At 72.4% G+C, this 20,392-nt stretch carries 19 protein-coding genes; 9 read left to right on the top strand and 10 right to left on the bottom strand.

Annotated features, from left to right (window positions below; all coding sequences use genetic code 11):
• Nucleotides 1–16 precede the first annotated feature (16 nt).
• The 6 genes from FJK98_RS05695 to FJK98_RS05670 all read left to right on the top strand — a co-directional run bounded on the left by FJK98_RS05695 (nt 17) and on the right by FJK98_RS05670 (nt 5,101).
• On the top strand, nt 17–949 hold the full coding sequence (locus tag FJK98_RS05695; RefSeq protein WP_145918088.1) for a ParA family protein: 933 nt from the start codon (nt 17–19) through the stop codon (nt 947–949).
• On the top strand, nt 946–1,359 hold the full coding sequence (locus FJK98_RS05690) for a Rho termination factor N-terminal domain-containing protein (protein WP_145918087.1): 414 nt from the start codon (nt 946–948) through the stop codon (nt 1,357–1,359). The genes FJK98_RS05695 and FJK98_RS05690 overlap by 4 nt, the downstream gene beginning before the upstream one ends.
• Nucleotides 1,360–1,548: 189 nt before the next feature.
• On the top strand, nt 1,549–1,770 hold the full coding sequence (locus FJK98_RS05685; protein WP_145918086.1) for a TM2 domain-containing protein: 222 nt from the start codon (nt 1,549–1,551) through the stop codon (nt 1,768–1,770).
• A 127-nt stretch (nt 1,771–1,897) separates the two neighbouring features.
• Nucleotides 1,898–3,097, top strand: coding sequence for an endonuclease (locus tag FJK98_RS05680; RefSeq protein ID WP_145918085.1), 1,200 nt, complete (start codon nt 1,898–1,900; stop codon nt 3,095–3,097).
• 69 nt (nt 3,098–3,166) lie between these two features.
• Nucleotides 3,167–4,018 (top strand): aldo/keto reductase, encoded by an 852-nt coding sequence (locus FJK98_RS05675; RefSeq protein ID WP_145918084.1) that lies wholly within the window; start codon nt 3,167–3,169, stop codon nt 4,016–4,018.
• Nucleotides 4,019–4,222: 204 nt separating this feature from the next.
• Nucleotides 4,223–5,101 carry a cellulose binding domain-containing protein gene (locus tag FJK98_RS05670; RefSeq protein ID WP_145918083.1) on the top strand — a complete coding sequence of 293 codons (879 nt, stop codon included), beginning with the start codon at nt 4,223–4,225 and terminating at the stop codon, nt 5,099–5,101.
• A gap of 6 nt (nt 5,102–5,107) precedes the next feature.
• Here the strand turns inward: FJK98_RS05670 and FJK98_RS05665 are convergent, their stop codons facing one another.
• Nucleotides 5,108–5,491 carry a globin gene (locus tag FJK98_RS05665; protein WP_194822776.1) on the bottom strand — a complete coding sequence of 128 codons (384 nt, stop codon included), beginning with the start codon at nt 5,489–5,491 and terminating at the stop codon, nt 5,108–5,110.
• A 33-nt stretch (nt 5,492–5,524) separates the two neighbouring features.
• Entirely contained in the window at nt 5,525–6,853 is a 1,329-nt protein-coding gene (locus tag FJK98_RS05660) for an AAA family ATPase (RefSeq protein WP_145918082.1), read from the bottom strand.
• 106 nt (nt 6,854–6,959) lie between these two features.
• Between FJK98_RS05660 and FJK98_RS05655 the strand changes: the two genes are divergently transcribed.
• On the top strand, nt 6,960–7,481 hold the full coding sequence (locus tag FJK98_RS05655; protein WP_145918081.1) for a macro domain-containing protein: 522 nt from the start codon (nt 6,960–6,962) through the stop codon (nt 7,479–7,481).
• Here FJK98_RS05655 and FJK98_RS05650 read toward each other — a convergent pair.
• Together FJK98_RS05650 and FJK98_RS05645 are read right to left on the bottom strand one after the other, a co-directional pair.
• Entirely contained in the window at nt 7,444–8,448 is a 1,005-nt protein-coding gene (locus FJK98_RS05650) for a serine protease (RefSeq protein WP_145918080.1), read from the bottom strand. The two genes, FJK98_RS05655 and FJK98_RS05650, sit on opposite strands and share 38 nt — an antisense overlap.
• 71 nt (nt 8,449–8,519) lie before the next feature.
• The gene (locus FJK98_RS05645) at nt 8,520–9,209 is read right to left on the bottom strand and encodes a hypothetical protein (protein WP_145918079.1); all 690 of its coding nucleotides are present in this window, start codon (nt 9,207–9,209) and stop codon (nt 8,520–8,522) included.
• A 183-nt stretch (nt 9,210–9,392) separates the two neighbouring features.
• Between FJK98_RS05645 and FJK98_RS05640 the strand changes: the two genes are divergently transcribed.
• Nucleotides 9,393–12,455 (top strand): DUF3427 domain-containing protein, encoded by a 3,063-nt coding sequence (locus FJK98_RS05640; protein WP_145918078.1) that lies wholly within the window; start codon nt 9,393–9,395, stop codon nt 12,453–12,455.
• Nucleotides 12,456–12,477: 22 nt separating this feature from the next.
• On the opposite strand, the gene FJK98_RS05635 is transcribed toward FJK98_RS05640, so the two are convergent.
• The 5 genes from FJK98_RS05635 to FJK98_RS05615 form a co-directional block, all read right to left on the bottom strand.
• Nucleotides 12,478–12,777, bottom strand: coding sequence for a helix-turn-helix transcriptional regulator (locus FJK98_RS05635; RefSeq protein ID WP_145918077.1), 300 nt, complete (start codon nt 12,775–12,777; stop codon nt 12,478–12,480).
• A complete protein-coding gene (locus tag FJK98_RS05630; protein ID WP_205789398.1) occupies nt 12,774–13,118 on the bottom strand; it encodes a type II toxin-antitoxin system RelE/ParE family toxin in 345 nt (114 codons plus the stop codon). The genes FJK98_RS05635 and FJK98_RS05630 overlap by 4 nt, the downstream gene beginning before the upstream one ends.
• A gap of 140 nt (nt 13,119–13,258) precedes the next feature.
• The gene (locus FJK98_RS05625) at nt 13,259–17,563 is read right to left on the bottom strand and encodes an AAA domain-containing protein (protein ID WP_145918076.1); all 4,305 of its coding nucleotides are present in this window, start codon (nt 17,561–17,563) and stop codon (nt 13,259–13,261) included.
• A gap of 96 nt (nt 17,564–17,659) precedes the next feature.
• On the bottom strand, nt 17,660–18,820 hold the full coding sequence (locus FJK98_RS05620) for a phosphotransferase family protein (RefSeq protein WP_145918075.1): 1,161 nt from the start codon (nt 18,818–18,820) through the stop codon (nt 17,660–17,662).
• A gap of 51 nt (nt 18,821–18,871) precedes the next feature.
• Nucleotides 18,872–19,585, bottom strand: coding sequence for a TetR/AcrR family transcriptional regulator C-terminal domain-containing protein (locus tag FJK98_RS05615; RefSeq protein WP_240762618.1), 714 nt, complete (start codon nt 19,583–19,585; stop codon nt 18,872–18,874).
• Between the two features lie 116 nt (nt 19,586–19,701).
• On the opposite strand from FJK98_RS05615, the gene FJK98_RS05610 reads away from it, so the two are divergent.
• On the top strand, nt 19,702–19,920 hold the full coding sequence (locus tag FJK98_RS05610; protein WP_240762617.1) for a hypothetical protein: 219 nt from the start codon (nt 19,702–19,704) through the stop codon (nt 19,918–19,920).
• A gap of 15 nt (nt 19,921–19,935) precedes the next feature.
• Here FJK98_RS05610 and yidD read toward each other — a convergent pair whose 3' ends face one another.
• Nucleotides 19,936–20,313, bottom strand: coding sequence for a membrane protein insertion efficiency factor YidD (yidD, locus tag FJK98_RS05605; RefSeq protein WP_145918074.1), 378 nt, complete (start codon nt 20,311–20,313; stop codon nt 19,936–19,938).
• Nucleotides 20,314–20,392: the final 79 nt, after the last annotated feature.

Raw genomic sequence — 20,392 nt, 5'->3', positions numbered from 1 at the left:
TGGGGAGGTGCCGTCGGTGTACGTCGTGTCCGTGATCAACTACAAGGGCGGGGTCGGCAAGACCACCGTGACCGCGAACCTCGGGGCCGAACTGGCGAACCGGGGGATGAAGGTGCTGCTGATCGACCTCGATCCGCAGACCAGTCTGACGTTCAGCTTCTACGACCCGGACGACTGGCGGGAACGGCTGCGCGATGGCCGTACCGTGAAACGCTGGTACGACGGCCTGCGCGGGGACACCCCGGCGGTTACGCTGGGTGAGCTGGTGGTCTCCCCCGGCCCGGCCAACGCCCACCTGACCGGGGCCGGCCGGCTGGATCTGATCGCCTCGCACCTCGGCCTGGCCGACATCGACCTGGCGCTGGCCCGGGGCGTGGCCGACGGGGAGGACTACGACCGGGAGCTGTTCCGGGTCCGTGGCGCGCTGGCCGAGGGGCTGCACGACGCGGCGCTCGACGGCTACGACCTGGTGCTTATCGACTGCCCGCCGAACTTCAACGTGGTCACCCAGTCCGCCGTCATCGCCAGCGACCACCTGCTCATCCCGGCCCGGGCCGACTACCTGTCCACCCTCGGCATCGACCATCTCTGCGGCAGCGTCCGGGAACTGGTCGACCGGTACAACGCCGACGCCCGCCGGTTCGCCACCAGTCGCCGGCACCACAAGGTCGCCCCGGACGTGGCCGGGGTGGTCTTCACCATGATCCAGTTGACGGCGCAGCGGCCGATCGCCGCCCATCAGGGCTACCTGGACCAGGTACGGGCGCTCGGGCTGCCGGTCTTCCCCACCGCGCTACGGGAGAACGTCACGCTGTTCGCCGGGAACACCCCGCGCGGCGTTCCGGTGGTGCTGCGGCACCGGGTCACCGCACCGGTGGTGCAGGAGGAACTGCGGCAGATCACCACCGAGTTCATCGCCCACCTGCAACCCCGCGAGGTGACGGTGTGAGCGGTCCGGAGTCGGCGGGGGACGTCGCGGTCGTCGTCCTGGCCCGGGTGGGGGAACTACTGGCCGGGCTGTCGGCCGCCGACGCCCTCGCGCTGGCGCAGGGGCGGGCCCGGCTGGTCGTCGCCCCGGTGGCCCCGCTCCGGGACGGTCCGGACCGGCCGGTCGGGGCGGGACCGTCCGCCCCGTCGGGCGTCGACCTGGCCGCCGCGTCGGCCACGTTGGACGCCTTCGTCCACCGCCGGGACGGTACGGAGTACCTGACGCCGTGGGCGATGCGGGACCTGCGCGCGTTGGCCGCCCGGCTCGGCCTGCGCGGGGTGGCCGGCCTGCGCAAGGCGGAACTGGTGGAACGGCTGGTCGACCGGACGATCGGGTTCCGGGCCGCCTCCGCCGCCGTCCGCGCCCGCTGAACCGGCCCCGGCCCGGCCGCGCCGGCCGGGAGCAGCGGGCGACGCGGCGTCGGCCCGCAGACGGGAGAAGCCGGCCTGACCGGCCCGGACCTGCTCGTCCGTCCGGACGGAGCCGCCGGTCTCGATCTTGTGCGGCACCGGGCCGGTGGATACGCTCCCGCGGCTGTCTCCACCTGAGAAAGGACCGTCGTGACCGCTCCTGTCACCACCCAGAAGTCCTGGGTCGTCGCGCTGCTGCTCTGCTTCTTCCTCGGTGTGCTCGGCGCGCACCGGTTCTACACCGGCAAGGTCGGCACCGGCGTGCTCCAGCTGATCACCATCGGCGGGTTCGGCATCTGGGCGTTCATCGATCTGATCATGATCCTGGTCGGCGCGTTCCGCGACAAGCAGGGCCAGCCGCTGGTCAAGTGAGGCGACGGGCCGGGACCGCACGGTCCCGGCCCGACCGGCGTCCGGCGCGGCCCGGCACCACGCCGCGACGGGAATTCACCTCGGCGACCTCCCGCCAGGCGGGTTCCGGCCGATAACATCGCCGGGCATGGATATGAAGAGCAGCATCCGCCCGCGAACCGGGCGGCTGGTCACCGTGCTCACCGCCGCCGTCACCCTGGCGGTCCCGGTGGCGGTGGTCGCGACGTCGGCGTCGGCGGCGGCCACGTCGACCGTGGCGCAGGCACTCGCCACCCAGGACGGCCGGACCGCCACGGTCACCGGGTACGTCATCGGCCAGCCGACCGCCACCAGCACGGTGCTCACCTCCGGCTACACCGCCGACACCGCCATCGCCCTGGCCGACACGGCCACCGAGACCGGCACCAGCCGGATGCTCTACGTCCAGATCACCGCCGACTACCGCAGCACGTTCGGGCTGCTGACCAACCCGTCGCTGCGCGGCCGGCAGGTCACCGCGACCGGGACGCTGACCGCGTACTTCAGTCACGGCGGGTTGAAGAGCCCGACCGCGATGAGCCTCGGCGGCGGCAGCACCCCGACGCCCACCGCCACCACCGCCTCCCCCACCCCGGTGCCGACGGGCTCCACCGGGCCCTACGACTCGACGTACTACGCGAACGCGATGGGCAAGACCGGCAGCGCGCTGCGCACGTCCCTGCACACCATCATCAGGACCCAGACGAAGCTCAGCTACGACCAGGTGTGGGAGGCGTTGAAGGACACCGACCAGGACCCGGCGAACGCCAACAACGTGATCCTGCTCTACAGCGGACGGTCGCAGAGCAAGAGCAGCAACGGCGGCGGGGCCAACGACTGGAACCGGGAGCACGTCTGGGCCAAGTCGCACGGTGACTTCGGCACCGCCACCGGGCCGGGCACCGACGTGCACCACCTGCGTCCCGAGGACGTGACGGTCAACTCCACCCGGGGCAACAAGGACTTCGACACCGGCGGCAGCGCGGTCGCCGAGGCCCCGGGCAGCTACAGCGACGCCGACTCGTTCGAGCCCCGCAACGCGGTCAAGGGCGACGTCGCCCGCATGATCATGTATATGGCGATCCGGTACGAGGGCGACGACGGCTGGCCGAACCTGGAGATGAACAACTCGGTCACCAACGGCTCCGCGCCCTACCTGGGCCGGCTGCCGGTGCTGCTGCAGTGGCACCGCCAGGACCCGCCCGACGCCTTCGAGCAGCGCCGCAACCAGCGCATCTACGAACGCTGGCAGGGCAACCGCAACCCGTTCGTCGACCACCCGGAGTGGGCCACCGCGATCTGGGGCTGAACGGGCCGGTTGTCTCAGATCACCCCGGTCGGGCGGTGAGGAAACCGCCCGACCGGGTAACCCACCGACATGGCCAACACCGTTCCCGACATCAGCCTCAACGACGGCAACACCATCCCGCAGCTCGGCTTCGGGGTCTACCAGATCGAGCCGAAGGACACCGCCGAGGCCGTCGGCCGGGCGCTGGAGATCGGCTACCGGCACATCGACACCGCCGAGATGTACGGCAACGAGGCGGAGGTCGGCGAGGCGGTCCGCGCCTCCGGGCTGGACCGGGGCGACGTCTTCGTGACCAGCAAACTCAACAACGGCTTCCACCGCCCCGAGGACGCCCGCAGGGCGTTCGAGTCGACGCTGGCCGCGCTGAAGATGGACTACGTCGACCTGTTCCTCATCCACTGGCCGCTGCCCACCCGCTACGACGGCGACTTCGTCTCCACCTGGAAGGCGCTCGAGGAGTTCCAGCGCGACGGCCGGGCCCGCTCGATCGGGGTGTCGAACTTCCAGGTGCCGCACCTGGAGCGGCTGGCCGCCGAGGCCGACGTGGTGCCGGCGGTCAACCAGGTCGAGGTGCACCCGTACCTCACCAACGAGCAGGTGCGCGCGTACGGCAGGGAGCACAACATCCTCACCGAGGCGTGGTCTCCGATCGCCCAGGGCAGGGTGCTCGACGACCCGACGGTCGTCGACGTCGCCGAGCAGGTGGGCCGTACCCCCGCCCAGGTGGTGCTGCGCTGGCACGTGCAGCGCGGCGACATCGTCTTCCCGAAGTCGACCACCCCGAAGCGGATCGAGGAGAACTTCCAGCTTTTCGACTTCACCCTGGACGACACGGCGATGGAGCGGATCAGCGGGCTGGACAAGGGCGAGGCCGGCCGGACCGGCCCGAACCCGGACGAGTTCGACTATATCCCCGCCTGAGCGAACACCTCCGCCGCCGGGACGCGGCGCGACCACGGAGCGGGCCCGGGCCAGGGTTCCGCTCCGTCGCGTCCGGCCACCGGTGGCGCTCCCTGCCGGGACGGCAGATGGTGGTCGGACGCTGTCGAGCTGACGACGTTGGCGAATCAGCGACACCATCTCCGTCATTGATGCACGTGCATCGATATCCGTACCATCCGGGGTATGCGTGCCCGTCGTGTCACCGCCACCGCCGCTGCCGCCGCGCTCGCCAGCCTGGTCGCGGTCGGCGCCGCCCGCGCCGACGACACCCCGGCGCTGACCACCCCCGGCGCACCCGTGGTGGTCGCCAACGAGCCGCACCGGCTCAGCCTGACCTGGACCCCGTCGACGTGGAAGGGCGAGCCGGGCGGCACGATCACCTACGACGTGCGCTCGCCGATCGGGCCGAACGCCTACCGGGGGCTGGGCAGCACGGAGACCAACGCCGTCACCCTGACCGACCTCGCGCCGGGCACCGACTACCGGATCGCGCTCCAGGCGTACGCCGTCGGCGGCTACTCCGACACCTCGCCGGTCACCACCGTGCGCACCGCGTACGGGCGGGCGAAGGTCGACTACCTCAACCTCGACTGGGCGCCCACCGACAACCAGGCCCAGTTCCGCCTGAACGTCACCAACACCGGCAGCCGGCCGCTGGACCTGACCACCGTGCGGGTCCGTTACCACCTGCGGTTCGAGAACGGCAACGCCGCCCTGACCACCGAGTGCGACTGGGCGACGCTGGGCTGCGAGCACATCCGGCGTACCCTCCAGTATTTTCCGCCGCCCGCGCCGCCGCCCGGCCCGACGCCGACCCCGACCGTCTACCCGGTGCCCGGCACCCCCTTCCCCGGTTGGGTGGAGCTGACCTTCGACACCGGCGTGCTGGCCCCCGGCGCGTCCTCCGGGCCGATCCAGCTCCGGCTGCACCGGCCCAACTGGACGGCGATCGACGAACGCGACGACCCGAGCTGGCAGGCGGCCACCGGCGCGTGGACCGCCAACAGCCGGATCACCCTCGACGTCGACGGGGTCCGCGAGTACGGCGACACCTGGGGCTGACCGCCGTCAGGCGTGGGCTTCCCCGGCGACGGCGCGCTGGGCCGCGACGATCGTGTCGACCGGCAGTCCCAGGCCGCAGAGCACGGCGGCCAGGTAGTCCAGCACCCGCCAGTGCTGCTCGTCGGTCAGCCCGAGCCGCCGCCACGCCCCACCGGCCGCCCGCCCACCGCCACCGGAGCCGGGGCCGCCAGCCGGGCCGCCCAGGGCCGAGGCCAGCTGGGCGGTCAGCCGGCCGGCCAGCCGGGGCCGGTCCAGCCCGATCAGGAACGGGGCCAGCTCGGCGTCCGCCGCGACCAGGCGCAGCCAGCGGATCACCACCGCGCGCACCCCGGCCGGCCCGAGCCAGTCGAACGCGCTCCGGGGGCAGGTGACCAACTCCGTCGTCCGCACACCCCTCAGTACGGATCGTCGCGTACCGGCAGTTCACCGTCCCGTCGACGGCCGGTGCCCCGCCAGGAACGTCATGGTGGTCTGGTTGGCGGCCCAGCCGTCGGGGAACTTCACCGGCACGTCCAGGTGCACCGACTCCGTCGACGGGTGGGCGTCCAACAGCTCACCGATGCCGGCGCGGGCCACCACGATGCAGGCGTGCCGGTGCCGGGAGGTCAGCACGCACAGCCGCCCCGACTCCAGGTGGAAGTTCGTCGCGTCCCGTCGGCCCGAGAGCGGGTGCAGCACGATCGTCACGTCGTACTCGCGGCCCTGGAGCCGGTTGGCGGTGTCCACCGTGACGTCCGCCCCGGCCGGGCCGAGGTGGGCGCGGATCGCGGCGACCTGGTCGCGGTGCGCCGCGCCGACGGCGATCCGGTCGGCGGTCACCGGCGCGCCGTCCGGCGCATGCTCGGAGACCGCGACCGCGCCCCGGGCCAGCACCCGCAGGGCGAGCGCGGCGCACGCGGCGGCGGCCTCCGCATCGGTACGCAGGGTGTGCCGCGCCGGCAGCTCGTGCAACGCCCAGCCGGTGCCGGCGGCCAACTCCACCGCCGCGTCGAGCGCGTCGCCCGGCCCCGGCCGGGTCAGCGTCAACGCCCGGTCGGCCGGGCCGGTGCCGGCGCGGAAGCCGGTGAACGGGTAGAACGCCGCCGCGACCACCGGGGCCGCCGAGGCGGGCAGCCGCCAGGACACCGGCAGCCGGTGCACCGGCAACTCCGGGTTGTGCCGCAGCAGCACCGCCACCGCCGCCTGCATCGGGTCCCAGCTCAGGCCCGTCCAGCGCAACGTCTCGACCGTGGAGAACGGGTCGAGCTGCCCGGGATCGCCCACGAACAGCGCCCGCTCGAACCGCCCGGCCACCCGCAGCAGGGCGTCCGAGCGCATCTGGTACGCCTCGTCGACGATCGCCCACGGCCACCGCCCCTCGGTGACCGTGGCCCACTTCGCCGCCGTACCGATGGTGACGGCCGGGTCGCCCAGATCGGCGACCTTCGACGCGACCCGGACCGTGTCGTGCCCCCGCACCCGCTCCGACGGCCGGTAGTCGGTCGCCGACAGCCGGCCGATACGCAGCTCAGGAGCTTTGGTGGCGAGCCGGTCGATGAGGTCGTCGACCTGCTCGTTGGTCTGCGCCACGATCATCAGCGGCTCGCCGGCGGCGGCCAGCTCGACGGCGGCCCGCACCACGAGGGTCGACTTGCCGGCCCCGGGCGGGGAGTCGACCACCACGCCCCGGTGGTCCCCGGCGCGCAGGTCGGCCAGGACGGCCGCGACGACCCGTTCCGCCTCGACGGCGGGCGGCACCTCAAGCCCGAGCATCGACCTCTCCTCCCCAGCGTTCCCGGCACCCTACCGGCCTGCGCCGACAGGACGTCCACGTCACACCCGACTGGTACGACAGCACCACCAGGGAAGGGAGGTACGAATGATCGTCCTGAGCGACGGTGACCTGCTCACCGCTGACGCCGAAGCGCTCGTCAACGCCGTCAACACCGTGGGGGTGATGGGCAAGGGGATCGCCCTCCAGTTCAAGCAAGCCCACCCCGCCAACTACGCCGCCTACCGGGCCGCCTGCGCGGCGAACGACGTGCGGCTGGGCCGGATGTTCGTGGTCGACTCCGGCCGGGCCGGCCGCCACCGCTATGTCATCAACTTCCCCACCAAGGGGCACTGGCGGGCCGCCGCGAAGCTGCCCGACATCCGGTCGGGCCTGTCCGACCTCGCCCGGGTCGTCCGGGAACGGCAGATCCGCTCGGTGGCGGTGCCCGCCCTCGGCTGCGGTGCCGGCGGGCTCGACTGGACGGTGGTCGAGCCGATGATCACGCAGGCGCTCGCCGACCTGCCCGACGTACGGGTGCTGGTGTTCCCCCCGGAAGGCGTGCCGATCTCGACGGGCGACCCGGACCGGATCAGCTGTGTTGCGCCCGTTGGAAGAGGGGGCGGGTGATCGCCGTACTGAACTGCGGCCCCACCAGGTAGCGCTTACCCGGGAGGTAGCCGTGGGAGTTGTCGCCAACGACGGTGCCGAGCCCGGTGTGCCGGTCGAAGTCCACGAAACGCGGGCCGCCGCTGGAGCCGCCACCCATCACACACGCGGTCCCCCACTGGCCGGGCGGCTCCGGCCAGTCCTCGGTCGCCTGCTGCTCCACCGCCGGACCCACGCAGTAGGCGAGGCGCTCACCGGTGTACTCGGGCAGGCCCTCGCGGGCCTCGTCGGAGCTGGCCCGGGGGTAGCCGAACTGGTGCACCACCCGCGCACCGGGCACGTCGTAGCCGATCCGCTGGGCGACGCCGACCGCGTCCTGCACGCGGCGTCCGTCGCTGTTCGGGTGGAGCACCACGAACGCCTGGTCGTACGAGTCGTAGAGGCTCTCGATCTGGTCGTTGAGCAGCCACGTCGACGGGGCCACCGAGAGCCGGCCGACGAACCTGCCGTACGGTGCCCGACCGTCCCGGTAGCCGGGGATGAACAGCACGTTGCGCGACCACTGGTTGTCCTCACCGATGAGGTCGGTGTTGTTGACGCAGTGCGCGGCGGTCACCACGGTGCTGCGGTTGGCGCTGTCCAGCACCGTCGCCGTGCAGCTGGCGTCCTCGCCGTGGTCGGTGAAGAAGAGCCTGCCGACGGTACGCGACACGGCGTCCGCCCGGGTCCAGGGTGCGCCGTCGGGCTTCGCCACGGGCGGTACCTGCGCCGACGGGGTCTTCAGATCCGCGATCCGCTGCGGCGTCCAGTACGCCAGCACCGCCTGCCGCTCGGCGGCGGTGCCGGCCACGACATGGGTGGCGACGGGGCCGGGTGTGGCGGTGGCGGGCTGCTGAGCGATCCCGGCCAGCGTCGTCGTCACGAGCGCGGTGAGCACGCCCCCGACGCCGACACGGTTCCGCAGGCCGGACATTGGCTTCGATGTCATGCCGGAAACGTACGGCCGGAATGTCAGGAAATCGTTGGGCGGCTCCAGGATCCCGGTGGAATCCTCGGCCACTACGCCAGAATGCTGCTCGCCGCAGCCGAGGGTATGCCTCGCCTGGCGAGCACCAGGTAGACAGCGACGAAAGCCATCAGCACCAACGACACGGCGAGCGAGACGAGGGCGACGACGGCGGGAATCTTCGGATCGTCAAACAGCACGACAAATGCGTAGACCTGGAAACCCGTCAGAACAACGACGCCCGACCATGCGTCCAGGGATCTCATCGCCCGGTGCAGGCGGTTGATTCCGGGGTGCTCGCCGACATCGAGTCGTACCGCGCTGGCATGGGTCGACATCGGTCCGTTCCAGGGGCTGAGCAACGGGACGAGCCCGGAGTCCTGCCAGCTCGGCAGATGCCGCCCCACTACTTCGCCGAAGACGCGGCGGTAGAAGAGGGAGAGTCGCAGGAGGGTCACCGCCCGAAGCACCATGAACATCACGGCGATCGGAATGACGACCCGCACGGCCGAGATGTCCTGGACCTTCACCCCCAGCAACTCCACCTCCAGCAGCTTGCCGTAGGTGAGGACGACGAATACCAGCCCGAGGCCGACTCCCCGTGCCAGCGCCCGGCTGGCACTGCGCCCCTGATCCTCCTGGATCTGCAACAGACGGGACAGGAAGAATCGCACGTCCTCCTTGTCGGCGTTTCCGCCCCCAAGAAGCTTGGTGGCCCGTTGCTCGACCGTCAGATCATCCACAGCAATGGATGGTATCGAGCGCCGACAACGGCGTATTCGCGGGAAGCGATGGTATTGCTCGACTCGGATCGTTTCCCCACGTGCCGTCGCGGCCGTACGTGCTGCGTGGTCACGCCAACAAACGCCTACGGCTGACGATCCAGCCACCCGCGCCGACGGGGGGACCCGTTAACCTCCACCATTATGGACGAGCTTGAGGCAGGTATCTACGAGCATCTGGTCACCCACCAGTTCTCTGCACGCCTCAATTCCCTGGATCCGACCCGGGTCCAGCACCACCCCCTCGACCCGGCCGACTCCCACCACCCCCTCACCCGTCACCTCGCCGCCCTGATCAGCCGTGCCCTGCAAGCCGTCCCGAACGGCGATGACAAGCTGCGCCACCAGGTCGAGCTGACCAACCGGATCGCCGAGGCCGTCGCCACCCTCAGCCCCGCCGCGACCGACCACCACGACCAGATCGCCGACGCCAGAAACCTCCTGCACGCCATCGCCGCCCCACCCACACCCCCGGCACAACCGACCTTCCCGCAGCGCCCCACCACCCCGCTCTCCACCGGCGCGCTGCTGGTCAACGGCAGGCACCAGCCCCGCATCGGCCACGAGGTCAGCCACGAGATGGCGTCGGCGCAGCGCGTCGACCTGCTCTGCGCGTTCATCAAGTGGTACGGCCTGCGCATCGTCGAACCGGCGATTCGGGAGCTGATCCGGCGCGGTGGCAAACTGCGGGTCATCACCACCACCTACCTGGGCGCGACCGACCAACGGGCCCTCGACCGGCTCGCCGAACTCGGAGCCGACGTCAAGGTCTCCTACGAGACCAGGACCACCCGGTTGCACGCCAAGGCGTGGCTGTTCCGCCGGGGCAACGGCCTGACCACCGCGTACGTCGGGTCGAGCAACCTGTCGAAGGCCGCGCTGGTCGACGGGGTGGAGTGGAACGTCCGGATCTCGAACGTCGAGCAGCCGCACGTCATCGACACGTTCACCGCCACGTTCGAGGACTACTGGAACGACCCGGCGTTCGAGACCTACGACGCCGGGCGGGACGCCGAGCGGCTGCGCAACGCGCTGCGCGGGGAACGGCGCGAGGACGCACCGACACCCATCGCCAACCTGGACGTGCGGCCGTACCCGTACCAGGCGGAGATCCTGGCGGACCTGGACGCCGAGCGGCAGGTGCACGGCCGGCACCGCAACCTGGTGGTGATGGCGACCGGCACCGGCAAGACGGTCGTCGCCGCCCTGGACTACCGGCGGCTACACAGAAACAAAACCGTCGACTCGCTGCTGTTCGTCGCGCATCAGGAGCAGATCCTGCGGCAGAGCCTGTCGACGTTCCGGCAGGTCATGGGGGACGGCAGCTTCGGCGAAACCCTGGTGGGCGGCCAGGTGCCGAAGGACTGGACGCACGTTTTCGCCTCGATCCAGTCGCTGCACCGGCTGGAGATCGACCCGCAGGCGTACGACATGGTGATCGTCGACGAGTTCCACCACGCGGAAGCGCCGACGTACGCCCGGTTGTTGGAGCGGCTCGCTCCGCGCGTACTGCTGGGGCTCACCGCGACGCCCGACCGGGCGGACGGCGGCGACGTGCGGCGGTGGTTCGACGGCCGGGCGGCCGTGGAGCTGCACCTGTGGGAGGCGCTGGAGCGGCAACTGCTCGCGCCGTTCCAGTACTTCGGGGTGCACGACGACACGGACCTGTCGCACCTGCGGTGGCGGCGCGGCCAGGGGTACGACCTGGCGGACCTCGACGGCGTCTACACCGGTGACGACGCACGGGCGCGGATCATCCTGAAGGCCGTGCGGGACACCGTGGACGCCGGGCGGATGCGGGCGCTCGGGTTCTGCGTGGGCATCGGGCACGCCGGGTTCATGGCCGACTGGTTCAGCCGGCACGGCGTACCGTCGGCGGCGGTGACCTCGCGGGCGGACCGCGCGGAGCGCGACCGGCTGCTGCGGGAGTTCAAGGCCGGGAAGCTGCGGGTGCTGTTCACGGTCGACCTGTTCAACGAGGGAGTCGACCTACCGATGGTCGACACGATCCTGATGTTGCGGCCCACCGAGAGCGCCACCATCTTCCTTCAGCAGTTGGGCCGTGGGCTGCGCCTCGACGACGACAAGCCGTGCCTGACCGTGCTCGACTTCATCGGCGCGCAGCACGCCAACTTCCGGTTCGACCTGCGCTGGCGGGCGCTGACCGGGGTCAGTCGTCGGGCTATCAAGGCGGCCGTGGAGCAGGGCTTTCCGTCGCTGCCCAGCGGCTGCCACGTGCAGCTCGACCGGGTCGCCGAGAAGATCGTGCTCGACAACCTGCGCACCGCGCTGCCCACCTCGAAGAAGGGCCTGGTGGCCGAGCTGCGGCAACTCGGCGATATCGGCCTCGCCGAGTTCCTGCGGGAGACCGGCCTGGAGGTGGAGGACATCTACCGGTCCGCGTCGACCGGTGGGTGGACCGGGCTGCGGCGGCTCGCCGGCCTGGACACCTCGACCCCCGGGCCGGCCGACCGCGAGTTGGGCCGGGCCATCGGACGGATGCTGCACCTCGACGACGTCGACCGGCTCGACCTGCTGGCCCGGGTCGCCGCCGGCGAGCCGCCGCCGGACGGGCGGCTGTGGCACATGCTGCACTTCGACCTGTGGGGGCCGCAAGCGCCGCTGGCCGCCGGGGAGGAACGACTCAACCGGCTGTGGGCGGAGCCGGCCCGCTGCGCCGAGCTGCGCCAGGTCGCCGAGGTGCTGCGGGACCGCATCCACCGGGTCACCGCGCCGGTCGGCGTACTGCGGGTGCACGCCCGGTACAGCCGCAACGAGGCGTGCGCGGCGTTCGGCATGACCAACCCCGGGTCGCTGCGGGAAGGGGTGAAGTGGCTGCCAGCCGAGCAGGCGGACCTGTTCTTCGTCACCCTGGTCAAGTCGGAGCAGCACTACTCCCCCACCACCATGTACGCCGACCGGGCCATCACCGAGCGGCTGTTCCAGTGGGAGTCGCAGAGCACCACGTCGGAGTCCTCGGCGACGGGGCAGCGGTACGTCCACCACGCGGCGCGGGGTTCGACGGTGCACCTGTTCGTGCGGGAGACCCGGGTGCCGGACCGGGACCTCGGCGCTCCGGCCTACCTGTACGCCGGGCCGATGACCTACCGGCAGCACAGCGGCGAACGGCCGATGCGGATCGTGTGGGAGTTGGCGACCCCGCTACCGCCCGACCTGTACGCGGCGGCCCGCACCATCGCCGCCTGAGCGGGGTGCTGCGTCGAGTTGTTCAGGCAGCGTCGGCGTTCGGGGTGAACCTGACGTCCAGCCGCATGTCGAGGGCACGGGCCAGCCGTTCCAGGACAGGCAGCGTGGGGACCGTCCCACCAGCCTCGAATCGCGCCACGGCGGACTGCGTCATCCCGGCGGCTCGGGCCAACTGGCTCTGGCTCCAACCACCGGCCTCCCGCAGATGCCGCACCTCCTGACCCAGTTCGAAGGCGATCCGGGTCGCCTCGTACGTCTCGGCGACGCCAGGCTCGGCCATCCGGCGGTCACGCAGATCGTTCCAGTCGACGCGGTCACTCACCGCTCTGCCCCCTCGTTCACGATATGTCGCTCGGCTATGCACCGCTCAAGCGCCCGTCGAGCCCGCCGGATCTCCCGGTCCTCCCGCATCCGCGACTTCCGGAACACCGTGAGCAGGATGATCCTGCGTCCGGAGGTGATCCGGTAGGTCACCCGCACCGTGCCGTGCTCCAGGTAGAAGCGCAACTCCCTGAATTTGCCGTCAAGCTGCCTGGTGTGGGGTTCGCTGAGAAGAACACCTCGACCGGCAAGGAGGTCGATATAAAAACGCCGCCCGGGCAAAGTCTGCGCTTGGCAGTTCCTCCAACCATTCTCGAACTTCTGGTTCCAGCTCCACGCCACCCCAGGTCATAGCATTGATGCTATAGATCGGAGCGGTGGTCCTCCGTCAGCGACACCCGAATCCTGCCTCTGTGTGCTGCGGCAGGGTCGCCAACGCGTCTCCAGGAATCCGCTTCGTCAGGTGCCGGATCATTCGGTAGTCACGCACGCGGGGAAGTCTCGGCCGCCCTGCTCCCCTCGATGCCCAGCTCCTCGATGCGCTGCCACAGCGGCATCAGCGCCGCCTCCGGGTCCCGGCTGAACACGCTCCCCCGGATCCGTACGAAGACGCAGTTGCCGACCCGTTCCAGCACCGCCTGCCGGCGCATGTCGCTCTCCCACTGCTCCGGCCCGTGGTAGGCGTCCCCGTCGCACTCGATCGCCAGCCGCCGCCCGTCCGGAGCGGGCAGCACGAAGTCGATCCGGTACGAGCCGACCCGGAACTGCGGCAGCGGCCGGAACCCCCGGCGCAACACACGCCGCAGCACCTCGCGTTCGAAGTCGCTGTCGCAGCGCCGCTCCAGGTCGTCGTACGCCTCCTCGGCGGTGGTGACGTTCTGGCAGTAGCGCAGCAGCAGCCCCCGGGCGTCGTCGGGGCGCAGGTCGTCGGGTTGCACCGAGTGGAACACCCAGAGCTGGTCGCGGGCCCGGGAGGCGGCGACGTTGACCCGGCGGTGGTGGTCGCGCTTGGTGAAGGCGGCGACCGGTCCCTGGTGCGGGGAGACGACCGTCGACACCAGCACCACGTCACGTTCGTCGCCCTGGAAGGTGTAGGAGTCGCCGACGCGCAGCCGGCGGCGTTCCATCTCCTCCTCGCCGATCTCCTCGCGCAGCCGGGCCAGCAGGTAGAGGGCCTGCCCGCTGGTGCTGAGCAGGCTGACCACGCCGACGCTGCGGCCCGCGTACGCCGGGTCGGCGACGATCGCGGCGACCCGGGTGACGAGGGCTTCGGCCTCGGCGACGTTGACGTTGCCGTACGTGGGCAGGTCCTGACGGATGCCTTCGGGCACGTGCACGGCGACGACCGGGTCGCCGATGCCGGCGGGCCGGTCGGTGCGCAGCGGTTCGATCTCGCCGCCGTAGTAGGTGTCGCTGGAGAAGCCGATGATCGCCGGGACGGACCGGAAGTGCTCGGTGAGCAGGATGCGTTCGGGCGAGCGGCGGACCGCGTGGTCGTAGAGGCTGCTCTCCGGGTCGAAGTGCTCGGCCGACGGCACGTCGACCAGGTGTGAGTTGATCAGGCCGGTGACGCTGCCGACGAAGGAGAGCTGCGGGCCGATCTGCTGGTCGTCGCCGACCACGACGGCCCGTTGCGCCAGGGTGAGGACGGGCAGGGCGAACAGGTCCGCCTGCGACGCCTCGTCGACGATGACCACGTCGAACCGCGCCCCACCGGCGAACTGTTCGATGGCCCGGTCGACGGACATCACCCACACGGGCACGGCGTCCACGGCGGCGGTCATCGCCTTCTGGGCGTGGGCCTGCCACTGGGCGGCGTTCTTCCCCGTCCCCTTGCCGATCTTGCGCAGGGCGGTGGTCCAGTCGGCGAGGGCGGCCCGCCGCCGGTCGTCCAGCGCCAGCGACACCTCCAACCAGGCGGACGCGACCACGAGTTCCCGGGTGAGCTGGCGGATGCGTTCCCGGGTGCGGTCGACGCGCCGGCCCAGCGCCACCGGGTCGACGCTGCCGACGACCTGGTCGAACCAGGTCTGCGCGCGCCGCCACCGCCACCGGTCTAGGCAGTCCGCGCCGGTGCCGTGCAGGGCGGCGGCGGTCCCGTCCTCGAGCTGGGCGGTCCAGTCCGGGGCTACGGGCCGCAGCCGCCCGGTGAGCTGGGCGAAGCGTTGTGCCTCGGGGCGCAGGGCGGCGAGCCGGCGCACCTCGTCGAGTAGGGCGTCCCAGCCGTCGAGGTCACCCTGGTAGCTGTGGTCGAGCAGCCGCCACAGGTCGCTGGCGTCCACGCCGGACATGCCGCGTTGGAGCAGCGCGTCGAGCCGGTGCTCCTCGGCCACCAGCTCGTCGTGGACGAACACCGCCGTGGCCCGGCCGAGCAGGGTGATCAGCGCGGTCAGCCGGCGTACGTCGACTGTGTGTTCGGCGCGCGGCAGCACCCGGCGGACGGTGCGCAGCAGCGTCGGCCAGCGCCGCCGGTCCCAGTCCAGTGCGGTGGCGGCGGCGGTGAGCAGCCGACCCGTCCAGTATTCCGGTTCGTCGCCGACCTCGGCGGGCAGGCCGAGCGGCGCGCGCCACTCCGCCCACCGGGTGGCCAGGGCCTGCCGCAGCCGACGCCGGGTGACGTACGCGACGACGATGTCGACGTCGTCGGCGCTGCGCAGCACCTCGCCGTCGATCCGGCAGTCGGTGGCGATCCGGGCCAGGGTGCCCTGGAAGAGCTTGTTGACGCCCTTGCCGGCGGCGAAGCGTTGCCGCAGCTCGTCGAGCAGGGCCAGCAGCCGGCGCGGCTCGGTCAGGTGCAGCTCGGCGACGGCGACCTCGTGCCCGGCGATGACCCGGGCGGCGGCGGCCAGGTCGGCGAGCGCCTGTTGGCTGGCGGCGACGTGGTCCTCCCACCGGATCCGCCAGTTCGCGTCGGCCTGCAACAGCGCGCCGAGCCGGTCGGTCCACGCGCCCTCCCGCTCGGTGAGCAGGGTCAGTGCCTCCCGCAGCTGCCCGCCGAGTTCCTCCAGGGCGAGCTGCCCGACGGCGCGTACCTCGGCGATCAGCACCCCGGCGTCGGCGAGCCGGTCCAGTTCGTGCCGGGTCGCGGCCAGCTCCCGGCGGTCGTCCCGGATCGCCTCGGCGGTCGGCAGGTCGGCCGCCGTCGGCAACTCCCGCAACGCCTGCGCCCGGTCGGGTCGCCGGGTACGCCGGGCGATGTCGAGCAGGTCGCTGAACTCCTCCCCGGTCAGCGGGGTGTCCAGGTCGGCGGCCAGCGGGTCGGGGATGTCGCCGTACCGGTCGGCCCGTTCGCGCAGCCACCCGCCCACGTCGCCGGGGGACAGCCGGACGCCGTCGATCTCGTACCGGGCGGATTCGTGTTCGGCGAGCGCGCGCAGGCCGGCCAGGGCGAGCCCGAGGTCCCGCTCGGCCTCCTCCAGTTGCCGGCGCAGCCGGTCCACCCGCTGCTGTTCGGCGCGACGGTCCAGGGTGGCGCCCCGGTCGGAGAGTTCCCGGGCCGCGAGCTGGAGCTGCACGAGCTGGTCGGTGGAGCGGCCGAGCACCGCCAGGCAGAGCGGCTGGATCTCCGCCGGCAGGCCGTCGCGCAGCACCCGCAGCGGGTCCTCCTTCTGGGCGACGACGAGCACCCGTTTGCCGTGCGCCATCAGGTGGCAGATCAGGTTACGGATGGTGTGCGTCTTGCCGGTGCCGGGTGGCCCCTGCACGGCGACGTTGCGGTGCTGGGCGAGCCGGCGGGCGATCGACTCCTGCGCCTCGTTGGTGGGCAGCGGCATGAGCAGCCGCTCCCCCAGCGGGTGCCACCGCTGCGGCTCGTCCTGCGGCATCTCCAGCCGGCTCGGCTCGTGGGCGAGGATGGCGGCGAGCGCGCCGATGCCGGTGGTGTCGCCGGCCAGCAGCCGGGCCCGCAGTTCCTCCAGGAAACGGCGCAGCATCCGCTGCCGGGGCCGGACGAACAGCACCCCGGTGTCGTGCACGTACCCGCCGGTGGGGGCGGGGGCGTCGGCGTCGCGCAGCACCGGGTCGTGGCCGAGGCGGCGCAGCGCCCGTTCGAAGAACTCCCGCCTGTCGAATTCCGCCCAGACGTCGAGGTCGAGCTGCCCGCCGGACCCGGCCAGGGCCAGCAGTTGCCGCAGGTACCGTTCGTCGAGGCCGGTCAGCGGGTCGGTCTGCAACCGGGCCGGCCCCTGCGGCACCACCCGCACGACCGACCGGTCCGGGTCGTACTCGACGGCGACCGGGGTCACCACCAGCGGATACCGCACCCGGTGACCGGCGACCCCGGTGTGGATGACGCCGTGACCCCAGACGAGTTCGTGGCTGGCGGCGGTCATGTCGATCCGGTGCATCAGGTCGAACAGGGCGCGGTGCAGCTGGCGTACCCGGTCGGTGCGGGCGGCCTGCTCGGCCCACGGCCGCCAGTCCTGCTCCCGCCACTGCTCGAAGCGGGGCCGCAGCCGCGCGACGGTCTCGTCGTCGCCGGTCAGCCTCGGCTCCGCCGGGTAGGGCGGGGTGTCGGCGAGGTGCGCGACGAACTCGACGGGGGTCTTCAGCCGCCGGGGTGCCGCCGGCAGGCCGACCTGGAGCCAGCTCACCCCGTCGGCCGAGACGCCCACCTGGCAGTCGGGGTGGTCGGGCAGGTCGTGCTGCCAGAACACGTCCGTCGTGGGCACCGCGCGGGCCGGCTTCTCCAGCTGGGCGCGCACGGCCATCAGGTAGTCGACCAGCGCGGTGGTGCGCTCCAGGATCAGCGCGGGCGATTCGATGTCGGACGTGGCGCGGGAGAGCATGCGGCACCTTTGCTGGCTGTGGCGGTCCCCGGCACCCTACCGGCGATTTCCTCCCGGACGGGACCTCCGGTCGGCATTCTTCACCTCCGGCGGCGGTCAGCCGGCTTCGGCGCTCGCCCGCGCCAGGTTCTCCGGCAGGTCGTCGGCGTGGTAGACCCGTTCGGACGGCTCGATGCCAGCGAGGAACATCGCGTACACCGCCGCCATCCGCAGCCACGCCACCGGCCGCAGCAGCGCCACCGCCCGTTCCGGCCGGCAGCCCGGCACGTCGGCCCGCCAGCGCGCGCACCAGTCGGCGACGAGGGCGGCGGCCGGCCCGGCGGGCACCTGCTCGGTCAGCCGGAGGATGTCGAAGGCCGGGTGGCCGACGAACGCGTCACCCCAGTCGATGACGGTGTGTCGCCGCCCGTCGGCGCGGACGTTGCCGGGGTGCAGGTCGCCGTGCACGAGGGTGTCGGGCAGCCCACACCGGGCCACCTCGTCGAGCCGCGTCCCGACGCCGACGAGCTGCCGGTGCGCCGGGTGCGGGGCGAGCGTCGCGCGCAGCCACCGGGCCAGGGCGGGGCCGCGCAGGTCCGGCACTCCGGCGGCGACGAGCCGGTCGACGGCGGGCAGCGTGCGGATCTGGAGGGCGTGGTGCCGGGCGGCGATCGTGGCGCGTTCGGCGGGGTCGGCGCCGTAGCGGTCCTCCCCCGGCACGTGGTCGAGCAGCATCCGCCCCTCGTCGTCGGCGGCGAGCAGCCTCGGCGTGGCCGGGTCGTCGGCCAGCAGCCGCAGCACCGCCGCCTCGTGCCGGAAGAACGCCGGCACCTGTTTGAGCCAGGCGGTGCCGTGCGGCCCGTCGAGCCGCCAGACCGCCGACAGGTTCCAGGTGCGCTCCTGGGCCGCCCCGGTCACCGGCCGGCCCAGCCGGTCGAGCTGCGCGGCGGCCCAGGCCAGGCTCGCCGCCGGCCCGCCCGGCTGCGCGTAGGGCGCGCGCAGCGGGTGCGCCGCCGGCTGCACCGCCTCCGCCGGCAGCAGCGGTACGCGGACCGGGCCGGCCGCCTCGGCCAGGTAGCTGACGTGTCCCCCGGGTGGCCGGCCGCGCCGTCCGGCGAGCAGCCGCAGCACCGTCACCTCGACGTCGTACGCGGCACGGGCCCCGGCGACGACCGCCGCCGCGTCCTGCCACCAGGGCACCGGCACGTCGAAGTCGGGCAGCGCCCCGAGCGTCCGGCCGACGGCGTCGACCAGGACGAGGCGGACGGTGCGGACCATGGCCGGACGGTAACGAGCCGCCCGGCCGGCGCGCGAGCCGAATACCGGCGGTCAGCTTCCCGGCGCGGTGGCGAGGATCGCGTCGAGACCCCGGGCGAAGAGGTCGTCGTCGCTCCACCGGCCGTCGTCGAGGTGACCGGAGGCGGTGAGGGTGGGGTAGGCGGCGGCGTTGGCCTCAAGGTGCCGGCGGGCTTCGGCGCGGGCCCCGGGGTCGTCGGTCTGCCGCCAGGTGGCTTCGGTGAGCGCCGCGCCGATCACGTAGTTGGCCACCAGCCGGGTGACCACGGCCAGGTGCCGGCCGGTGAGCCCGGCGCGGACCAGCGCGGCCTGGAGGAACTCCGTCCGGGCGAGGACGTGCGGGCCGAGCATGGGTCGGCCGATCAGGCCGGGCGCCCAGGGATGGCGGAGCATGGCCGCCCGCCACCCGGAGGTCAGTGTGCGGACGTCGGCGCGCCAGTCGGGGCCGGCGGCCGGCAGCGGCACCTCGCCGAAGATGTGGTCGACCGCCAGGTCGAGGACGTCGTCCCGGGTCGCGACGTGCCAGTAGAGGGCGGTGGGGGTGACCGCGAGGAGTTCGGCCAGCCGGCGCATGGTGAGCCCGTCGACGCCGGTGCGGTCGAGCAGGTCCACGGCCGCCGTCACGATCCGTTCCCGGGTCAGCGGGGTGGCCCGGCGGTTGCGGGCCGGCTCCGTGCGGAGCCAGATCGGGGCGGGCCGGCCGTCCGGTCGCCCGTCCGGTCGGCCACTGAATTCGGTCGCGTCCACCCGCAGCAGCCTAGTACCGTGCACAGTTAATTTAACGCTGTTAGATTAAGGGTCGCCGGCCGCGTCCCCGGTGGACGGTGGGTACTCGCGGAAGGGCGGTGGCGACCGTGCCGCTGATGCGGATACAACTGGACAGCGACCGGTACACCGCGCGCCGGGTGGTGGAACTGCACCGGGCCGGGAAGGTCCACCGCGAATCCCGGGACGCCGCCCGCGCCGAGGTGTGGCGGCGCGGGCGCACCCCCGCCGGGGAACCGGAATTCGTCGGCACCACCAACGGCGAGCCCGTCCGGCTCATCTACGACGTCGAGGTCCACCGGGACGTCGTCGGGTAGGCCCCCGCCGGACAGTCAGCGGACCGGGTCGTGGGTGCCCTGCGGGACGCCCGGCCGGCAGCGGCGCAACCGGTCCGCCGCCATCCGGCCACCGACGGCCAGGCCGTGCCGCTCGACGGCGGCCAGGCCGTACGCGCTGCACGTCGGGGTGTAACGGCACCGGCCCGGCCAACGGTGCGACAACCACCGCCGGTAACCGAGGATCGCCGCCCGGCCCGCCCGGTCCACCACCGGTGCCCGGCTCACCCGGGCCGTGCCCGCGCCGAGGGTGAGCAGCAGGGAGAACAGGCCGAAGTCACAGCAGGGCAGGCCGTCGCAGCCGTCGCAGTCGGCGTCGCACCAGTCGCGCTTCTTCTTGCGCTGCTTACGCTTGAAATGGATCACGCCGTACATGATGCGACGCCCCCGCCAGCCCCGCTGTCCAGGGCTTCCCTGCCGGTGGTGGGACGAAGTGGCGGCATCAGCCAGGGCC

Origin of the sequence: Micromonospora sp. HM134 (assembly GCF_007833915.1) — a bacterium.
In the GTDB taxonomy this organism is placed as follows: domain Bacteria; phylum Actinomycetota; class Actinomycetes; order Mycobacteriales; family Micromonosporaceae; genus Micromonospora; species Micromonospora wenchangensis.
Note: the sequence above shows the minus strand (reverse complement) of the source record. Positions and strands in the feature narration are given on the sequence as shown.